11 protein-coding genes are annotated in these 18,147 nt (G+C 70.7%); 9 read left to right on the plus strand and 2 right to left on the minus strand.

What is annotated here, in order from left to right; all coding sequences use genetic code 11:
• The first annotated feature begins 7 nt into the window (after positions 1 to 7).
• From OO54_RS09675 to OO54_RS09685, 3 genes are read left to right on the plus strand one after another with little or no spacing between them, the layout of a single operon-like run.
• On the plus strand, positions 8 to 904 hold the full coding sequence (locus OO54_RS09675; protein ID WP_033202441.1) for a carbohydrate ABC transporter permease: 897 nt from the start codon (positions 8 to 10) through the stop codon (positions 902 to 904).
• Positions 901 to 1,839, plus strand: a complete 939-nt coding sequence (locus OO54_RS09680; RefSeq protein WP_033202442.1) for a carbohydrate ABC transporter permease — start codon at positions 901 to 903, stop codon at positions 1,837 to 1,839. Before OO54_RS09675 ends, OO54_RS09680 begins: the two co-directional genes overlap by 4 nt.
• A 35-nt stretch (positions 1,840 to 1,874) precedes the next feature.
• Positions 1,875 to 2,888: a hydroxyacid dehydrogenase gene (locus OO54_RS09685; protein ID WP_078905120.1), complete on the plus strand. Its 1,014-nt coding sequence runs from the start codon at positions 1,875 to 1,877 to the stop codon at positions 2,886 to 2,888.
• Between the two features lie 103 nt (positions 2,889 to 2,991).
• Here the strand turns inward: OO54_RS09685 and OO54_RS42315 are convergent, their stop codons facing one another.
• Entirely contained in the window at positions 2,992 to 4,629 is a 1,638-nt protein-coding gene (locus OO54_RS42315) for a matrixin family metalloprotease (RefSeq protein WP_051786814.1), read from the minus strand.
• Positions 4,630 to 4,747: 118 nt separating this feature from the next.
• Positions 4,748 to 6,643, minus strand: coding sequence for an FHA domain-containing protein (locus OO54_RS09695; RefSeq protein WP_033202443.1), 1,896 nt, complete (start codon positions 6,641 to 6,643; stop codon positions 4,748 to 4,750).
• A gap of 626 nt (positions 6,644 to 7,269) precedes the next feature.
• Here OO54_RS09695 and OO54_RS09700 point away from each other — a divergent pair.
• The 6 genes from OO54_RS09700 to OO54_RS09725 are packed head-to-tail and all read left to right on the plus strand — an operon-like array spanning position 7,270 to position 18,135.
• Entirely contained in the window at positions 7,270 to 8,025 is a 756-nt protein-coding gene (locus OO54_RS09700) for an N-acetylmuramoyl-L-alanine amidase (RefSeq protein WP_033202444.1), read from the plus strand.
• 22 nt (positions 8,026 to 8,047) lie between these two features.
• Complete coding sequence (locus OO54_RS09705; protein WP_033202445.1) at positions 8,048 to 11,608, plus strand: PLL family lectin; 3,561 nt, start codon at positions 8,048 to 8,050, stop codon at positions 11,606 to 11,608.
• A 3-nt stretch (positions 11,609 to 11,611) separates the two neighbouring features.
• Positions 11,612 to 15,391 carry a hypothetical protein gene (locus OO54_RS09710; RefSeq protein ID WP_033202446.1) on the plus strand — a complete coding sequence of 1,260 codons (3,780 nt, stop codon included), beginning with the start codon at positions 11,612 to 11,614 and terminating at the stop codon, positions 15,389 to 15,391.
• Positions 15,392 to 15,393: 2 nt separating this feature from the next.
• On the plus strand, positions 15,394 to 16,395 hold the full coding sequence (locus tag OO54_RS09715) for a hypothetical protein (RefSeq protein ID WP_033202447.1): 1,002 nt from the start codon (positions 15,394 to 15,396) through the stop codon (positions 16,393 to 16,395).
• Between the two features lie 16 nt (positions 16,396 to 16,411).
• Positions 16,412 to 17,224: a hypothetical protein gene (locus tag OO54_RS09720; RefSeq protein ID WP_033202448.1), complete on the plus strand. Its 813-nt coding sequence runs from the start codon at positions 16,412 to 16,414 to the stop codon at positions 17,222 to 17,224.
• Positions 17,221 to 18,135: an ATP-grasp domain-containing protein gene (locus tag OO54_RS09725; protein ID WP_033202449.1), complete on the plus strand. Its 915-nt coding sequence runs from the start codon at positions 17,221 to 17,223 to the stop codon at positions 18,133 to 18,135. Before OO54_RS09720 ends, OO54_RS09725 begins: the two co-directional genes overlap by 4 nt.
• Positions 18,136 to 18,147: the final 12 nt, after the last annotated feature.

Raw genomic sequence — 18,147 nt, forward strand, 5'->3', positions numbered from 1 at the left:
GGCCGTCATGGCAAGCACCTCCACACGCGGACAGCGCCGCGCCGCCGCGCTGCTCCTCTCACCGTTCTTCGGCCTCTTCACGGCCGTCACCCTCGTTCCACTCCTCTACGCCGCCTGGCTCAGCCTGTTCACCACCCGCACCTCGGGCCTCGGGTTCGGCGGCGCCGAGAACGCCTTCGCGGGGTGGGACAACTACGTGCGCGCGCTGGCCGACCCGGCGTTCCGCGACGGGTTCCTCGTCGTCGCCGCGTACTGCGCGATCTACATCCCCCTGATGATCGGCGGAGCGCTCGCCCTCGCCCTGCTGCTCGATTCGGGACTGGCCAAGGCCCGGTCCTTCTTCCAGCTGGCGCTGTTCCTGCCCCACGCCGTGCCGGGGCTGATCGCCGCGCTGATCTGGGTGTACCTCTACACGCCCGGCCTCAGCCCGGTGATCGACCTCCTCGAGTCCGGAGGCCTCGCCGTCAGCTTCCTGTCGGCCGACAACGCCGTCTTCTCCACGGCCAACATCGCCGTGTGGGAGTGGACCGGCTACAACATGGTCATCTTCTACGCCGCGCTGCAGGCCGTGCCCCGCGAGACGCTCGACGCCGCGAAGGTCGACGGGGCAGGCGCGCTGCGCACCGCCCTGTCCGTCAAGCTGCCGATGATCCGTCCGGCAGTGGCGCTCGCCGTCCTGTTCACCGTCATCGGATCCATCCAGCTGTTCACCGAGCCCAAGGTCATCTACAGCGCCTCCACCGCGATCGGCAGCAGCTGGACGCCGAACATGTACGTCCAGACCGCGGCCTTCCAGGACAACGACTTCGGCCTCGCCGCCGCCGCGTCCCTGCTGATCGCGCTCTTCGCCGCCGTCCTCTCCTTCGCCGTCACCCGTATCTCACGCCGCGGGAGCAAGCCGTGACCACTTCCGTCCGACCCCCCGCCCCCGCACGTGTGCCCGCCCCCGGCCCCGTCCCGCCGCCCCGCGGCCGGCGGCGCGCCGCGAGACGGCCGTCGGCCCTGCTCTCCAAGACGGGCGTCACCGCGCTCCTCGCCCTCGCCACCTTCTACACCCTTCTCCCACTGACCTGGCTGCTGCTGTCCTCCACCAAGAGCCGCCAGGACCTGTTCGGCACGAACGGCTTCGCGCTGGGCGACGAGATCCACCTGACGCAGAACCTCCAGTACCTGTTCAGCGCCCAGGACGGCGTCTATCTGCGCTGGGTGCTCAACACCGTGCTGTACGCGGGTGTCGGCGCCCTCCTCGCGGCGGTGTTCAGCGTCGCGGCCGGCTACGCCTTCGACAAGCTCGCGTTCCCCGGCAAGGAGCGGCTGTTCTCCCTCGTCCTGCTCGGGGTGATGGTGCCGGCCACGGCGCTCGCCATCCCGCTGTACCTGCTCGCCGCCAAGGTCGGCCTGGTGAACACGTTCTGGGGCGTGTTCCTGCCCGGACTGGTCTTTCCGTTCGGGGTCTACCTGGCGCGGGTCTTCAGCGCGGCCTACGTGCCGGACGAGGTGCTGGAAGCGGCGCGGATGGACGGCGCCGGCGAGTTCCGGACCTTCCGCCGCATCGCCTTCCCGATGATCGCGCCCGGCTTCGTCACCATCTTCCTCTTCCAGTTCACGCAGATCTGGAACAGCTTCTTCCTGCCCCTGGTGATGCTCTCCGACCAGGACCTGTACCCGGTCAACCTCGGCCTGTACGTGTGGTACTCGTCCGCCCTCTCGCAGGGGCGTCCGGAGGACTACCTGCTGGCCGTCGTCGGCTCGCTCGTCTCCGTCGCCCCGCTCATAGCCGTGTTCCTGATGCTCCAGCGGTTCTGGAAGTCCGGCATGACCGCCGGCGCCGTCAAGTAGCCGTCAGACAGGCCGACACCGTGAGGATCCCCCGCATGGCCCCGTCCACGACCACCCGCCCGCGCGCCCTGTTCGCCATGGCCCGGCACCACCGCGAGCAGCTCTTCCCGCCGGACGTGATCCGACGCCTCGAGGCCCACGTCGACATCGACCCCGACCACGTCGTGGAGGACTTCGCCGACGAGCCCGACCTGGAAGGAGTGGAACTCCTGATCACCTCCTGGGGATGCCCGGCCCTCGACGCGGACGTGCTGGCGCGCGCCCCCGACCTCAAGGCGGTCGTCCACGCCGCGGGCAGCGTCAAGCACCACGTCACCCAGGCGTGCTGGGACCGCGGCCTCGCCGTGTCCTCCGCTCCCGCGGCCAACGCCGTGCCCGTGGCCGAGTACACGGTCGCCGCGATCCTCTTCGCCAACAAACGCGTCCTGGACATCGCAGGGCTCTACCGTGACCACCGCGCGCCGCTCGACTGGTCCCGCCTGTTCCCCGGATTCGGCAACTACCGCCGGACCGTCGGCGTGCTGGGCGCCTCGCTCGTCGGCCGCAAGGTGCTCGAACTACTGCGCCCCTACGACCTCGAACTGCTGCTGGCCGACCCCCATGTCGACACCGCGCGGGCCGCCGCGCTCGGCGCCCGCCTGGTGGACCTCGACGAGCTGGTGAGCGGATCGGACGTCGTGTCGCTGCACGCGCCGGAACTGCCCGAGACCCGGCACCTGCTGGACGCCCGCAGGCTGGGACTGATGCGTGACGGCGCCACACTCGTCAACACGGCCCGCGGCTCCCTCGTCGACACCGACGCCCTCACGGCCGAAGCGGTGACCGGGCGGATCCACGCGGTCATCGACGTCACCGAACCGGAAGTGCTCCCCGCCGCCTCACCCCTCTACTCCCTGCCCAACGTCCTCCTCACCCCCCACATCGCCGGCTCGCTCGGCGGCGAACTCCGCCGCATCACCACCACCGCCCTCGACGAGATCGAGCGCTACTCCTCCGGCAGACCGTTCGCCCACTCCGTCCACCCCGCGTCCCTGGCGACCTCGGCCTGACGCGTACACCGGGGCCGGGGACGGGCCGCGACCCGACCCCGGCCCCGACCCCGGCCCCGCCGGGACGGCGACGGCGAGTCCATCGCCGGCTCCGTCGCGCCGGCTACTTGTAGTACCGCATCAGCTCTCCGTTGGCCCGCAGGTGGTACAGCTGGGTGCTCGAACTCGCGATCATGACCGGGATGGGGCGGCCCGACAGTCGGAGGTGGCTCACCTGCCCCACCTCGCCGCTCGGCGTGTGCCGGAAGATCTCTCCATTGTCGAGGAGCTGGTACACGTCCCCGGCGGAGGCGCTGATCTCCAAGGTCCGCAGGTCGGTGTCGACCGTGTCCCAGGACGTTCCTCCCAGGTGCCGCAGGATCTGACCGCTGGCCAGCCTGAACTGGTACATGACTCCGCCGCCGGCCTCGATCCGGGTGGCGCCGCTGCCGGCGAAGGCGAGGAGCTCCCAGCCGGTCAGGGGCGTACCGGTGTACCGGAAGATCGCACCCGTGGTGTGCCGCTGGTACAGCTGGTTGCCGTCGGCGACGATCTGAGCCGTGAACGGGTTGTTGTCCAGGAGCTGCCACCCGGTCATGGGCGTGCCGGTGTACCGGAAGATCGCGCCGGAGTTGTGACGCTGGTAGAGGTTCCCTCCGGACGCGGTGAGCTGCGCGGTGGCGGTGTTGGCGTCCAGTTGCTGCCAGCCCGCCAGCGGGGTGCCGGTGTACCGGAGGATCGCGCCGCTGGTGTGACGCAGCTGGTACAGCTCGCCTCCGTCGGCGACGATCTGTGTCGTCGTGGGGTTCAGGTCGAGTGCCACCCAGCCGATCATGGGCGTTCCGGTGTACTCGAAGATCGCGCCCGTGCTGTGGCGCTGGTAGAGCCGGTTGCCCGACGCGGCGAGCTGGGCGGTGGCCGGGTTGCCGTCGAGCTGCTGCCAGTAGAGGCTGCGCGCGCGCCTCTTGTCGCTCTCCGTCGGCACCCGCCTCAGGGTGTTGGGTTCGAAGAACGCCCACATGACGTCATGCTGCATGCCGACTCCGGCCGCGTGCCGCATGCCGATGAGATGGCCGATCTCGTGGAGGGCGACGCTCTCCACGTCGAAGCAGTCGGGCTTGGCCCCGATGTGCCACTTGTGCTCGTCCTTGTCGAAGTGGAGCGGCTTGGGCATATCGGGCGTCCCGCACCCCGGCGGCGGGAAGGAATGTGCGTGGCGTGGGCCTACCAGGAGGGGGTAGTCGGGGTCGTTCGCCGGAACCCAACTGACCATGAAGTCGGGGTTCGCCCCAGAGGACACCTCGGTGAAGGTGATGGGGAGGAGTGCCTGCCACGTGGCGAACGCGGTCCGCACGGCGGTGAACTCGTCGTCACCGGGTATCTGCACGGTCCCCGCGCCGAACGCGTAGGTGAAGTGGTTCTTGTCCCAGGCGCACATGGGCCCGTTGACGCTGTGGAGGATGGGCTCTCCGATCGCGCGGAAGACCGGGTCACCCATGAACCCGCAGCGGGACTTCAGCATGACCTCGCGCGTCCGTTCGTCGAACGAACCCGTCGGCGTGAGCGCGCTGTGCTCCTGGAACCAGGTCAGGGCCAGTGAGGTGATGCCGTCGAGGCGCCCGGCTTCGTAGGAGTGAGCGGGAAGGTACCCCAGCTCTTCCAGGAACTTCTGAACGTACTCGAAGCCGTCCTGCTTCTGACCGGGTTTCGTGGTGGGCACGCCGGCGACGGTGGGTCTCGACGCGGTGGTGTGCTGTCCCATGGCGGACTCCTTCGGCGTCGATGGGAATCGAACCGAGTCCTGCAGGAGCCGGGGTGCACCTTCAGTCTCCTGCGGGGCGACAGCCTCCGCAATCCGTTCTCCATCGGCACGACCGTGGTCAGGAGGTCGCCGGGGTCTTCGTCGCTGTGGGGGATGGGTCCTGTTGGTAGAAGATGTCGATGTCCACCTCCTCGCCGCCGACGGTCAGGGTGTCCCACGCTCCGCTCTCCCACAGGGTGCGCAGGGTGGAGGAGTCGAGGGAGTCCAGGTGGTTCCGGAGCGTCGAGTCGTCGGGCATGCCGGGGAGGCGTGAGGTCAGCCGGTCGCGGATCGATCGCAGTCGTTCCATGAGGGCGTCGATGTCCGCGTTCCTGTCGAGGTCCTTCCCTTCGGACTCCTCGATGCTCTGGGCGATCTTCTCCTTGATCGGGCGGCTGACGCCGTTCTCGTCGGTGGTGATCATCGTGTTCCAGGCGCGGCTCTTGTGCCGGTACTGGAGCATGGACATGGCCGCTTCGTGGCGTGCGAAGTCGGCGTCGCGGAACGGCCTGCCGGTCCAGGCTCCGTTGAGGGTCCGGGCGAGCGATACGGCGGAGCCCAGGCCGCTGTTGAGCCCGCGGCCCGGCCAGAAGTGGATCGCGTTGGCGGCGTCGCCGAGGAGGAATCCGTACGTCCCGGGGGAGGTCGACGTGGCCGAGTGCAGACGGGTGGTGAACCTGGGCCGCTGCACCATGTCGAGCCGGAAGGCGGTGACGGCCCGCAGGTTCTGTTCGGCGACGCCGAACAGTGTCAGCCCCTCCAGGACCCGCTTCCACAGGGCCGAACCCTTGACCATGGCGGGCAGGAAGAGCGTGCTGTGCGTCGAGCAGTGGAAGTCGCCGTGGTCATCGCGTCCCATGACGCACGGGCGTGAGGCGATGCACTCCTCGAATACGTGCCGGACCGGATCGATTCCGACGACTTCCGCGGCCTCTTCGTCGGTGAGCCGCATGTTCAGGAATCCCTCGCCGCGCAGGGCGTTGAGGAGAAAGCGGTTCTGGGCCACCGTCAGCAGGACCGTCATGGGGTCCGTCAGAGTCGATGTGACGCGCAGGCCCAGGACGACGTCCTGAACGTGCTGACCGTGCAGCGAGTAGATGGACTTGTCGGCGTTGCCGAACTTGTCGGCGAAGTGCTCCCGCGTTCGGGACCGGCCGCCCTCGCAAATGGCGAGTACGTGATCCTTGGTCCCGGACTTCTGGTGCTCGGCCGGGTCGAACGTCTCGGGGACCAGCCGAATGCGGTCCGGCTTCTCGTTGGCCAGGTCGAGAAGCGTGTCCTCGATGTAGGCGATCCGGAGGTTCCTCGGGCTGCGGCCGCGGATCGAGTCGGGGCCGACCGGCCACATCTCGGAGTACGCGTCGCCGCGGAACAGCCGTTGCTGCACTTCTTCGGGGAGGTTCAGATACTGGCGGCTCTGCACCGTGACGACCTGCTGCCGGCGGACGTTGCCCTGGCTCTCGCTCTTCCAGACGACCTTCGGACCGTCCTGGGTCCAGCGGCCGTCGTACACGGTGATGGCGACGCGGTGCCCCATGAGGTGTTCCAGGAGCAGGGCGAAGCTCAGGCCGACGGGACCACCGCCGGAGACGGTGACGTTCAGTACCGGCCCCGCCGCCAGTGCCGCCTGCGAGGAGGGGCCGAGCGGGCGCAGCACGGAGAGGTCGAGGATGGTCTCCATCGCGTCGGCCGCTTCGAAGCGGAAGGTCTCGGTTCCTATCGCGATGAGGTCTCCGGGCTGCAGTTCGTGCGAGGTCACGCGCGTCCCGTTGACGTGCGTTCCATTGCTGCTGCCGCTGTCGTACAGCACGAATCCATGGCCTTCACGACGTACTTCGGCGTGAAATCGCGATACGTTCTCGCCGACTATGACTATGCTGTTTTCGCCATTGCGGCCCAAGGTGACCGGTGTGCTTCCGATGGGGAACTGCTTTCCCGTCAGGGAGCCTTGATGGCCGACAAGCCGAGGGGGCATGGGTCACCCAATTCCATGAGTCACGGATCCGATGACAAAGGGCGAGACCGGCGACCGGACGGCAACACCCCACACCACACCGCCAGTCGTCCGGCACGCAGGGCAATCGTAAGCGGGCCGCGACGTCGCTGAGAAGGCATACGGAGTGACTTATCACCACACGGTGGGCGGTCCGTGACGATGTAACAGGAATCCCGACGGGGTCGGTGCGTCGCATGTGAATGGTGTGGCGGGAATGGCGCAATCTGTTGGGCGTCGGCTTCGGAAGCCGAATTCGCCTTTGCCCGAACGCCGTTCCTGAACCCAGGCGGCAGCGCGGCGGCCCGGTGGTGCAGGCGGCGGTTGTCGGGACGGACGGGTGCTCGTGCGTCCGGAAGAAGACCGGCGGTTCGTCACACTCCGTATGCCTCAGGGCCGTACGTTGACTCTGAGTGTCTTCTGCTACGGCGAGTTGCCGGGCGAGCGTCCCGGTTGAGCGGTTGCGGAAGGCGTAAGAGTATGGAAGGAGGCAGCCCCATGCGGAACGGAATCGTCCGAAACAACTGAGAAGTTGTCTCATCAACGATCTTTGCCCTCCTTTGTGTGCAGGGCATCCCTCTGAGCCGGACCAGTCTCCGGAGAGCGACATGACGATCAAGAACATGCAGTTCGCCTGCCCGAAGTGCGGCGAGGTGTCGTCGTACGCCGTGCAGACGAACGGCGAGGTGACCGAGCAGTCGGGTCTGGCTTCGCACCAGAACCTGGGAAACCTGCGGAGCCTCGCGGTTCCCTACAAGAACAGTCCGAACCGTGACGCGTATGGCCCGCTGGTCCCGCAGGGCATCGTCGTCCACTACACCCAGGGCAGGTACGAGGGAGCCATCGGCCACTTCCAGAACCCCGCGTCCAAGGTCTCGGCGCACTTCATCGTCGCCAGGGACGGCCGGCGCGTCCAGATGGTCCCGCTGCCCGACCCCGACACCAACGGACCCAGGGACGGGCGGTACACGGCCTGGCACTGCAAGGGAGGCAACACCCGCTACTTCGGCATCGAGCACGAGTTCGGGTACACGGGGGCCACCTACCCCGCCGACTGGACCGAGGAGATGATGGACTCCTCGGCGGAGCTCTCGGCGTACATGTGCGTCCTGTACGGCATCCCGATCGAGGTGCCGCTCGCCCCGAACGAGCGCGACTGGTTCACGGGCTTCGGCGGTCACTACAACGTGCCCGGCAACAGTCACACCGACCCGGGACCGTACTTCCCGTGGGACTACTACATCAACCGCGTGGAGTACTTCGCGAGCCGCATGGCCGACAGCCCGTCCGGCCCGACCCTCACCTCCGGTACCCCGATCCAGACGGCACAGGGGTCCGAGGCGCCCTCCTACCAGACGCTCTGACCGGCGTACGAGGTGACGCCTCATGATCGCCTCCACGGTGACCGCGCTCACTGCCTGTTCGGTCGCACCCGGCCGTCTCGACCTGTTCGTGGGCGACGGCGACGGCTGCGTATGGCACAGGACGCGCACGGAGTCCCACGACGCGGTCCGAGGACAGTGGAGTGCGTGGCACTCGCTCGGCCGGCCGTGGCCGTCGCCCGGAGCGCCGGAGCGCGCCGGCTGGCTGGCCGCGTTGCGTTCCGGCCCCGGCCGGATCGAGCTCCTCGCCCTGGGCGGCGGCCGGGGGGCGAAGCACAGGCTCTTCGCGGCGGCCCGTGACGGGACCGTCGACACACTCCGTGAAGAGGCCGACGCCGAGGCCGGAAACACCGCCGGTGCCGAGGCGGGCGGCGGAGCCGGTGACGTCGTCGACGATGTCCTCGGCGACGTGGCCGGCCACGGCTGGACCCCGTGGACGTCCCCCGACCCGCTCGCGGGGCGGCCTCCGGCGACCGCCCCGCCGCTGACGGACGAGCAGTCGGCGCTGCTCCGCAGACGAGTCTCCGAGGGTCGGCGTTCCGACGCCGACCCCCGGCCCACCGGCTTCGCCGCGACGGAACGTGACCTCTTCGCCGTCGCCGGTCGCAGACTGTGGCACCGCATGTGGACGGAGAGCACCCCATGGGAGGACCTCGGAGGCGACCTCACCTCCGACGACGGGAGCGCCCCCCACCTCGCCGCCGTCCACGACGAGGCCGGTCCCACCCACGTGTTCGCCGTCTGGGCCGGTACGGCCCTGATGCACCGGCAGCTCGACCGCACGTGGTCCGACTGGCGGCTCATCGACATCTGGGCCGACGTGCGGGCCTACCAGGCGCTGCGTCCCGAAGACCTCGTCGCGCTGACCGTCCGCGGCAGCGGACTGCGCGAACGGGTCCGCGCCGACGGGGTGGTGGAAGTCCTCGCCGCCCAGCCCGACGCCCGACTCGTCGTCGAGTTCCCGTCGCAGCACATCGCCGAGACCGTCTCCCAGACGGGCACGACCAGCCAGGCGCGGATCGCGGGACCCTCACGGCTGGCCTTCGCCATCGGCCGGGAGGCCGTGCCGCTCACGGTCGACGGCGTACTGACCGCCATGGGCAGACTGCCCCTGGTCGCGACGCCCGGGACCACGGGGGCGGAAGACGCCCGCCTCGAACTGCCCTGGCGCCTGCTCGTGCAGCTGCCCACCGGCGCCCACTGCACGCATCACACCCAGCCCGCCGTCGGCCACGACGGCATCACCGAACTGTGGCACAGCCGCATCACGCGCCCCGACGGGGCCGACGCGCTGCGGGTGAGGCCCGTCAAGGCACTCCCGGACGAATCGGCCCTCGCCACCCCGCTCGGCCGCCACACGGCGACGATCGCCGCCCTCGGGGCGCAGTCCGCCGATCCGCCCGTGACGGTCGACCGGCTCATGCTCAGCGCGTTCGGCGCCTGGTTCGACGCCTCCGCCTCGTGGCCCACCCTGGACTGGACCCACCGGACCGCGATGGGCCGCGACCACTACGTCCGCGTCCTCACCCGCGGCGCGCTCTTCCCCTTCGGACACCGGGCCGCCTTCGTCGAGGTCACCGAGCGCCGGTTCGACCGACAGACTCCGGCCGTGGCGGCGCTCCGCACGACACGCACGCTGATCGTCACCGAGCCGACGCGCCACTACGGCATCGGCGACGGCGCCGGCAGGGCGTACGAGCGTGCCTTCCCCTTCCAGGAGGTGTCCGTCGAGCCCCGGCAGCTGACGGGCCTGGACCCGGCGGTGTGGCTGCCCGGCAAGGCGTTCTGGCCCACGCAGTCGGGAGCGGCAGTCGAGTTCACCATTCGCGCGCGGGCGGACCGGGAGGTCGTCGACTTCCGGCTGCCGATGCTGTTCGTCGACGACGCGGCCGTCGGCACCTCCCACGCCGCCTCTCACGACGCCGAGTACGCCCGCGGACCGCGCTCGGGCGTCCAGCGTGCCACGGGACACCCCACGCGAGAGATCGGCCGCAGGATCGCGCTCGCCATGAAGACCGCCACCCAGCCGCTCGAAGGCGCGGTCCAGGAAGTACGGTCGATGTCCTTCGGCGGCACCGGTGCCGCCCTCGCCGCGAACGGCGTCGGATTCCACCCCCGCGTCACCCGCATGGAGGTCGCGCTGCCGGCGGTACGCCAGCTGACCGGATCGTCGCCGACGGTGCCGGCCGAGTTCTCCAAGGCGTTCCTGACGGCCACGGGCGGCCAGCGGCCCGAGGTCCTGCTCGCCCTCCTGGAGCCGAAGGTCATCGACTTCGCCGCGGCCGGGGCGCGTACGGGCATGGTCGCCGCGCCGAACATGGCCGTCACCGAGATCTCCCGGCTGGCCGGACCGATCGCCGGAGGCCCCTTCCCGCCGAGGCCGCAGGACATGTTCGCCGAGGACGCCAGACTCTTCGGCGTCATCTCGCTCCGCCGCATCGTGTCCGTCATCACCTCACGGCCGCAGATCACGTGGTCCGACGCGGTCGGCGCGCCGTCCGCGAAGCTCACCTGGAGCGAGAAGCTGACGACGGCGGTGGAACCCTTCCACCCGAAGACGCCCACGTCCCAGGTCTTCCTCGAGGTCCTCTCCCAGGTCGTCGCCGGCCGGCCCCAGCTGCGCACGACCGGCGAGGTCACGGACTTCACGCTGGAGATCCCGACCCGAGCCTCCGCCCTCGTCGTCCTCACCTTCAAGAAGGTCCGTTTCACCGGCGACTCCGGAGCGAACCCCTCCCTCACCTTCGAGCTCGCGGACGCACGGCTCGCCGGGAAGCTGAACTTCGTCAGGACGCTGGCGGAGAAGATCCCGCAGGCGGGGCGCGGCGGGCCGCGTGTCGAGGCCTCCGCGCTCCAGATCCGGGCCACGTACACGATCGCCGTTCCCACCCTCGGCATGGGCGTCTTCACCGTGCAGAACCTGGCCATCCGCATCGGCCTCACCCTCTCCCTCGCCCAGCGGCCCATCGAGATCGACTTCGCCTTCGCCACCCGGGAACGGCCGTTCCTCGTCACCGTCAGCGGCTTCGGAGGCGGCGGCTATCTGGAGCTCGGAGTGAGCGCCGGAGAACCCGACGGGGGACTGCAGCGGTTCGTCGGCGGCATCGAGTTCGGCGCCGGCGTCGCCATGGACTTCGGCGTCGCGGCAGGCGAGGTCCACGTCTTCGGCGGTGTCGTCTTCGTCAAGACGGGCAGCACGATCGAGATCACGGGCTACCTGCGGATCGGGGGCAGCGTCTCCGTCCTGGGCCTGATCCGGGTCTCCGTGGAGCTGACGCTCAGCCTCACCTACGACGTCCAGCGCAACGAGCTGCACGGCTCCGCCCGGCTCGTGATCACCGTCGACCTCACCTTCTGGTCCACGTCCGTCACCCTCGAATGCCACAAGAGCTTCAAGGGCCCCAGCCTCGCCGCCGGTCCCCGGGACGCCCTGACGGCGTCCGCTGCGGCACGGCAGGCCTCCGAGGACGCGGCGCTGCGGACCTCGACCGTCGAGGCCGCGCTCGGCCCCGACGGCTCCTCGTTCCCGTGGCAGACGTACTGCCGGGCCTTCGCGAAGGAGTGACCCATGTCGGCCTCCGTCCTGCGGCGACAGTTCGTCTGGACCCCGATCCCGGCAGGACGGGTCGCCCTCGTCCCGGGACACTCCACCCCGATGGCCCTGCTGTCCGTCCTCCTCACCCCCCGGCTGATCGGCCCCCCGGGTGACCGGAAGCTGTCGGACTTCGGCATGCAGACCTGGCCCGAGCGGCTCGCCGCCCTCCGGTTCGACGTCTTCCGGGGAACACAGCCCGTCACCGCCCACCGGGTCCCGCACCTCACCATCGAGCAGAAAGAGGTCCGCTTCACCACCGCCGGCCAACTCTCGGCCTGGAAGGCCCTGTTCACCGGTGACTCGCCGGTGGTCCCGTACCGGACGACCTCCTACGGCGATCGTGACATCCGCGAGTTCCCGGCCGCCGAGGCCGCCGCCGAGGTCCGGGAGGCGTACACGGCCACGGCCCGTGTCCACCTCGACCACGACGGCGGGGACCCCGAGACCGACCCCGGGCTGCGAGCGGCGCTGAGCCGGGTGAGCGCGATGTGGCAGGCGGGACTCGCGCCTCCGGACGGCGCGGCGGACGGCAACCCGTCCGCACCCCGGTCGGCGCTCGCCCAGGCGTACGCCTTCTACCGGCGCGAGTCCGACGCGTTCACGGCGCTGCCGACGCCCGCCGCCGTCCCCGTGCACGAGTTCCACGAGACCGTCTCCCGCCTCGCCGACCACCCGCTGCTCCTCCGCGCGCTCGGACTGCTGGTCGACCTGGCCGTGGAGCCCACCCCGCTGACGGCGGCCGGCGGAGCGAAGGAGCTGCGCGTCGTCCCGAAGTGGCCGAACCCCGACGGCTCCGCGCCCCCAGGCTGGTCCCACGCCACCCAGGACGACCTGTCCCCGAAGACCGCCTACCTCCTGGAAGGGAAGCGCTTCGTCACCGCGTCACTGCCGGGACCGGCGGCCACCGAACTCAAGCGCGGCATGCTGCCCCTGGCCGGAACCGGCGTGGCGTCCCCCGCAGGGGACGCGGGCGCACGGTACGAGGTGATGCCGTTCGACGTCGACGGCGCCGCCCTGCGCATGGTCGGCGTCGCCGAGTCGGACCGCGCCGGGACGGCCTCGCGGGACCGGGCCGACGTCGGCGCGCTGCCCGCCCTGCGGTCGATGGGCTTCGCCCTCGTCGAGCGGGACCGCGTGGAGGAGCACCGCAGGCAGCTCCAGCGGGCCGCCCAGCGAGCCACGGCCGACGGCCTCACCTCCCAGCCGGTGACGGCGGATTCGCTGCTCGGCGGCTACCGGGTGGACGTCTTCGACGTGGCGAGGAGACAGTGGTTCCCCCTCTGCCGCAGGCGAGTCCGCTACAAGATCGGCGACGTGACGATCGGCCAGGAGACGTCCGGCGGCAGCGGCCCCGCCGGCCTCCTCGAGGAGGGATTCGTACGCCCCGAGGCGGCGACGACCGGAGCCGGCGCGCAGGACGACCTGTACCTCCACCAGATCGTGCTGCGCTTCGACGGCTGGAGCCCGGTCGTGGAGCGACCCGAGCGGATCGTCGACACGGGGGACGACATGCCGGTGGCGGTCGACCCGCCGCCCTTCGACGCGGTCGTCGAAACCGACCCGGGATCACTGCCCCGCCTGCGGTTCGGCCGCGACTACCGCCTCCGCGTACGGATCGCCGACCTCGCCGGCGGCGGACTGCGCCCCGACGAGACCGAGCCCGAAGAAGAACGGACGAACGTCTTCCGGCACCACCGCTTCGAGCCCCTCCCACCCCCGGAACTCGTCCCCACCCGCAAACTGGCCGACGGCGAGACCCTGGACCTGATGGTCATCCGCAGCGACCGCGACACGACGGTGGAGGCCTACGCGGCGGCCCACGGCCACCGTGCCTTCGACCTCCGCCACCTCCTCGCCCCCGCGTGCTCCCTGGAACTGGCCCTCCAGCACGAGCGCACCTTCGACGCCGCCCTCGGCCCCGACGTACCGACCGCGAAGGTGAAGGAGTTCTTCGAAGTAGCCAAACGGGCCGACCGGTCCCTCTCCGACATCGCCGGCGCGGTCGTCGTGGGAACGGAGACCGGCTCGACCGTCCCCGCCCCGTACGTCTTCCTCCCCGAGACCGGTGTCTCCCTGCCCTGGCTGCCCGACCCGGCCACCACCCACCTCGCCCTGCGCCCGCGCCGCAGGCCCCTCGACCCCGAATCCGGAAAGTACGGAACGGTCGTGGGCGACAAGAGGACCGGCCTGTGGCAGGGCACCTGGCCGGCGTACGCGCCGATCTCGCTCCGCCTCGTCGGCGGCCCCAGAGGCTGCACCCTGACCCGCTCCCCGGACCAGCGCACGTTCACCGTCGCGCTCGGCCCCGCCGAAGAGGTCACCTTCGACATCCCCTCCTGCCCCGGCACCCGCAGCGTCCAGCTGTTCGGCATCGTCACCTGGCTGGGCATCGACCCCACGGACCCCACCGCGTTCCAGCCCATCACCGAGGGCAGCAACCGCCTGGTCACGCCCCCGCGCACCGTCACCCTCGTCCACGCCGTGCAGCGCCCCCTGGCGGTCCCCTCCGGCCTGCTCGCCGCCCGCCGGATCGCCGGAGAGACCAGCGCCGTCCTGAACACCGACGATCTGCGCATCCACATCGCCAGCACCGGCCGCCTCGACCTGCGCGCCGAGTGGACCGACCACGAGGACCTCCCGCCGCACAAGCCGGCCGAGCCCCGGCAGACCGCCATCCTCGGCTCGTACGACGTCCAGCGCGCCCCGCAGCACGAGGCGTTCACCACGATCCGCCAGGAGTTCGGCGACACCCGCCGCCGCCACGTCACGTACCGCGCCACCGCCGTCTCCCGCTTCCAGGACTGCTTCCCCCGCGCCACCGCCGCCGACCCCCAGGCCTGCCTGAGCGAGGGCGTCCTGGAGGTCACCGACGTGCCGAGCTCCGCCCGACCGCCCGCACCCAAGGTCCTCCACACCGTGCCGACGTTCCGCTGGACCCGTTCGCACGACGGCCAGCAGTCGCTCACCCGCTGGAGGTACGGAGGCGGCCTTCGGGTCCTGCTCGAACGGCCCTGGTACGTCTCCGGGGACGACGAACGCCTTGCCGTCCTCACCTGGCCCAGCCCGTCCGCCCCCGCCGACGTGCTGCGGTACGTCAGCGTGGCGGGCCGCGACCCGATCTGGACCACCGGCGCCCCGCCCGCCGTCCTCAGCCGGAGCGACGTCGTCGCCCCGCGCGGCGACCGGGTGGACCTGCCGGAACTGGAACGAGCCGTCGACGTGATCGCGTACCCCGTCCACTTCGACCAGGCGGCCGACCGCTGGTACGCCGACATCGACCTGTCCCCGCTCGTCACCGCCTCCTACTTCCCCTTCGTCCGACTGGCCCTGGCCCGCTACCAGGACCACACCGTCGACGGCGTGCCCACCCTGTCCCCCTCGGTGCTGACGGAGCCGGTTCAGCTCCCGCCCCACCGCCGCCTCCTCGTCACCCGGACGACGGGGCGGGCCACCGTGCTCCTCGACGGCCTCGGCCCGGCCGGCCCCCGGCCGAACCTCGTCCGTACCGAACTCCAGGTCAGATCCGACCCGGCCGCGGACGGCGGCGGCGCGGGCTGGAGCACCGTCTTCCGGACCACCGGGTCCCTCGGTCAGGCCCGCGACCTCGACCTCCCCGCCACCGGGGACCGCCCCCAGCGCATTGTCGTCCAGGAGTACGAGACGCATCCGCCCGCCACGAACGAGACGGGATCCGCCGTCGAGGGCCCGGGGCGGCTGGTCTACGCCGACATCGTCCCCCTTGGAGTGTGGTGACCATGGTCGACCCGGTCTTCCAGATGTATCCCGAGGAGGGGCCGCTGCGACTCGCCGCGGGATCGCCACCCAGTACTCCGGTCGCCTTCCAGGTAGGTGCCCAGCTGTCGGGCGTGTTCCTTCGCCTCATCAAGGCGGGGACGGAGTGCGCGCCTCCCGGGGAATCGGCCGTGGTCGTCGAACTGCGCGCGGGAGAGGGCGATTTCGTGCCGGTGCCACGCGGACCGGACACCGTCACGATCGATGACGCCTCCCTGACGCCGGTCGCCACGGCATCCTGGATCCCTGAGCCCCGGGGCGTCATCCTGATCAGCGTGAGCATCGGCAAACCATCCGAACGGCCCTGGGAGATACGGATCACGAACAAGGCGCCGGTGGAACTCCTCTTCGTCTGGGTCGTCTCGGACCTCGAGGACGACACCCGTCAACCGCGGCTCATGATGGAACGGTCCCACGGTAGGGAAGCCCTTCTGGGAAAGCCCGTCGGCGACATCGTGGTGAACGTGGCCAATGTCGGTACGCGAGAACTCACCATCGACACCCCGGCGGGAACCGACCTCGGTAACGGGTTCCTCCTGGACGAGAGGACGTCGCCCGTCCTTCCGAACGCCTGCGGGCACCTCCGTATCAAGGTCGCCCCCATCGAGTTCGTTCCCGGCGGTGTCGGATTCGTCAGGCACAGCACCGACTTCACACTGCAGGCCGACACCCGCGACGTGGAGGAGCGGACGCTCCACCTCACACGCTCCGAGAAGGTGAGCAAGGAGAAGGAAAAGGAGAAGGAGAAGGAGAAGGAGGGCAAGGAGAAGGAGAAGGAGGGGAAGGACAAGGAGAACAAGGACACGCCGGACGAACTGATGATGGTCGGTGACCTCTTCCCCACCCCCCTCTCGCCCCTCGTCGCCTGGGCCGGTGCGGCCTCCCCGCACGTGCACTTCATCCCCCAGGAGCTGCGCCCCGACGTGTCGACGAGCGCCCTCGTCCACGAGGACCCGGCGCCGTAGCGAGGCGGCGGTCGTCATGTGGCTGGTGCTGTGCGACGCGGAGGACCGGGCTGCCCACTGGGCCGCCGCCGGGCTGCGTGAAAGGGGGCTCGACCCGCTGGAGCTCGTCGACGCCGGGACGTTGACGCGCACCGAACGGTCCACGCACCGGATCGAGGAGGAGCGAGGCCGGGGGGAGGACCGGACCGAGCCGGAGCCGTCCGGCGACGATGCCGCCGATGGTGATCGGGCCGGCTTCGAGCTCACCCTGCCCGACGGGCGCGACCTCGCGAGCGACGCCGTCCACGGCGTGGTCAACCGGCTCACCTTCGCACCCCTGCACCATCTCCGCTTCGCCTCCTACGCCGACACCGCCTACGCGATGGCGGAATGGGACGCGCTCGTCCTCAGCTGGCTCCAGTGCCTCGCCCCCGTGACGGTCAACCGCCCCAGCCCCCTCGGTCTTTCCGGCACCCTCCGCTCTCCCGCCGAGTGGACGGTGCTCGCCGCCGCGGCGGGACTGGCGGTGTCGCCGCTGAGGCTGACCGACGACATCCCGGACGAACCGCCCACGGACCGGTCGCCCGCCCGCACCCTGGTCGTCCTCGGCGACGACGTCTACGGCGTCCACGACGGCGAATCGCTCGACGGCCTCTCCCCGGCCTGCCTCCGCCTCGCCCGCAGCGCGGAGGCCGACCTCCTGGGCATCCGCCTGGAGCCCGACGCGCACGCCCGGCACGGCGCGAGATTCGCGGGGGCGACGCTCCTGCCCGACCTGCGGATCGCGGGCGCCGCGATGCTCGACGGCCTCCACGCGTACCTGACCCGGCTGCCCGCGAGGTCCCGGTGATCGTCGTCTGCGGCATCGCCAGCGAGCGGCCGATCGCCCTCGTCATCGACGCGCTGCGACGCCGGGGCCTGCCGTACGCCGTGCTGCACCAGCGCCACTTCACGGACACCCCGATCGACATCCGTGTCGACGGCACGGACGTGCGCGGGCACCTGCGCTGCGACGGCCTGACCGTCGCCTGCTCCGACGTCACCGGCATCTACACCCGGCTCATGGACTGGCGGCTGCTGCCCGAGGCACGCGGCGCGGACCAGGAGACGCTGCGGCACTGCCAGGCCTGGCACCAGGCCCTCGGCACCTGGATCGAGATCGCGCCGGGACGCGTGATGAACCGCGCCTCCGCGACGGCGACCAACCGCTCCAAGCCCTACCAGGCCCAGCTGATCCGCCGTGCCGGGTTCCGCGTCCCCGAGACCCTCGTCACCGACGACCCGGACCGCGCACTCGCCTTCCGGGACCGGCACGGCCGGGTCGTCTACAAGTCGATCAGCTCGGTGCGCTCGATCGTGCGGCTGCTCGACGACGAGGCCGCCGCCCGGCTCCCGCGGATCCGCTCGTGCCCCGTCCAGTTCCAGCGCTACGTCACCGGCGTGAACATCCGCGTGCACGTGGTCGCGGGCGAGGTCCTCGCCACCCGCATCGAGACCGACCAGGTGGACTACCGCTACGCCGGCCGGTACGGAGGCCGCGCCGACCTCACGCCGTGGACCCCGCCCCGCGAACTGGCGCGCCGCTGCGCCGACCTCGCCGGCGGGCTCGGCCTCGCCCTCGCCGGCATCGACCTCGTCCTCACGGACGACGGCGAGTTCTACTGCTTCGAGGTCAACCCCAGCCCCGCGTACAGCTTCTACGAGGACCACACGGCCCAGCCGATCTCCGACGCGATCGCAAGGGCCCTGGCCGGACGATGAAGAGCGCCCGTG

The organism is Streptomyces wedmorensis, assembly GCF_000716445.1.
Lineage (GTDB): Bacteria > Actinomycetota > Actinomycetes > Streptomycetales > Streptomycetaceae > Streptomyces > Streptomyces wedmorensis.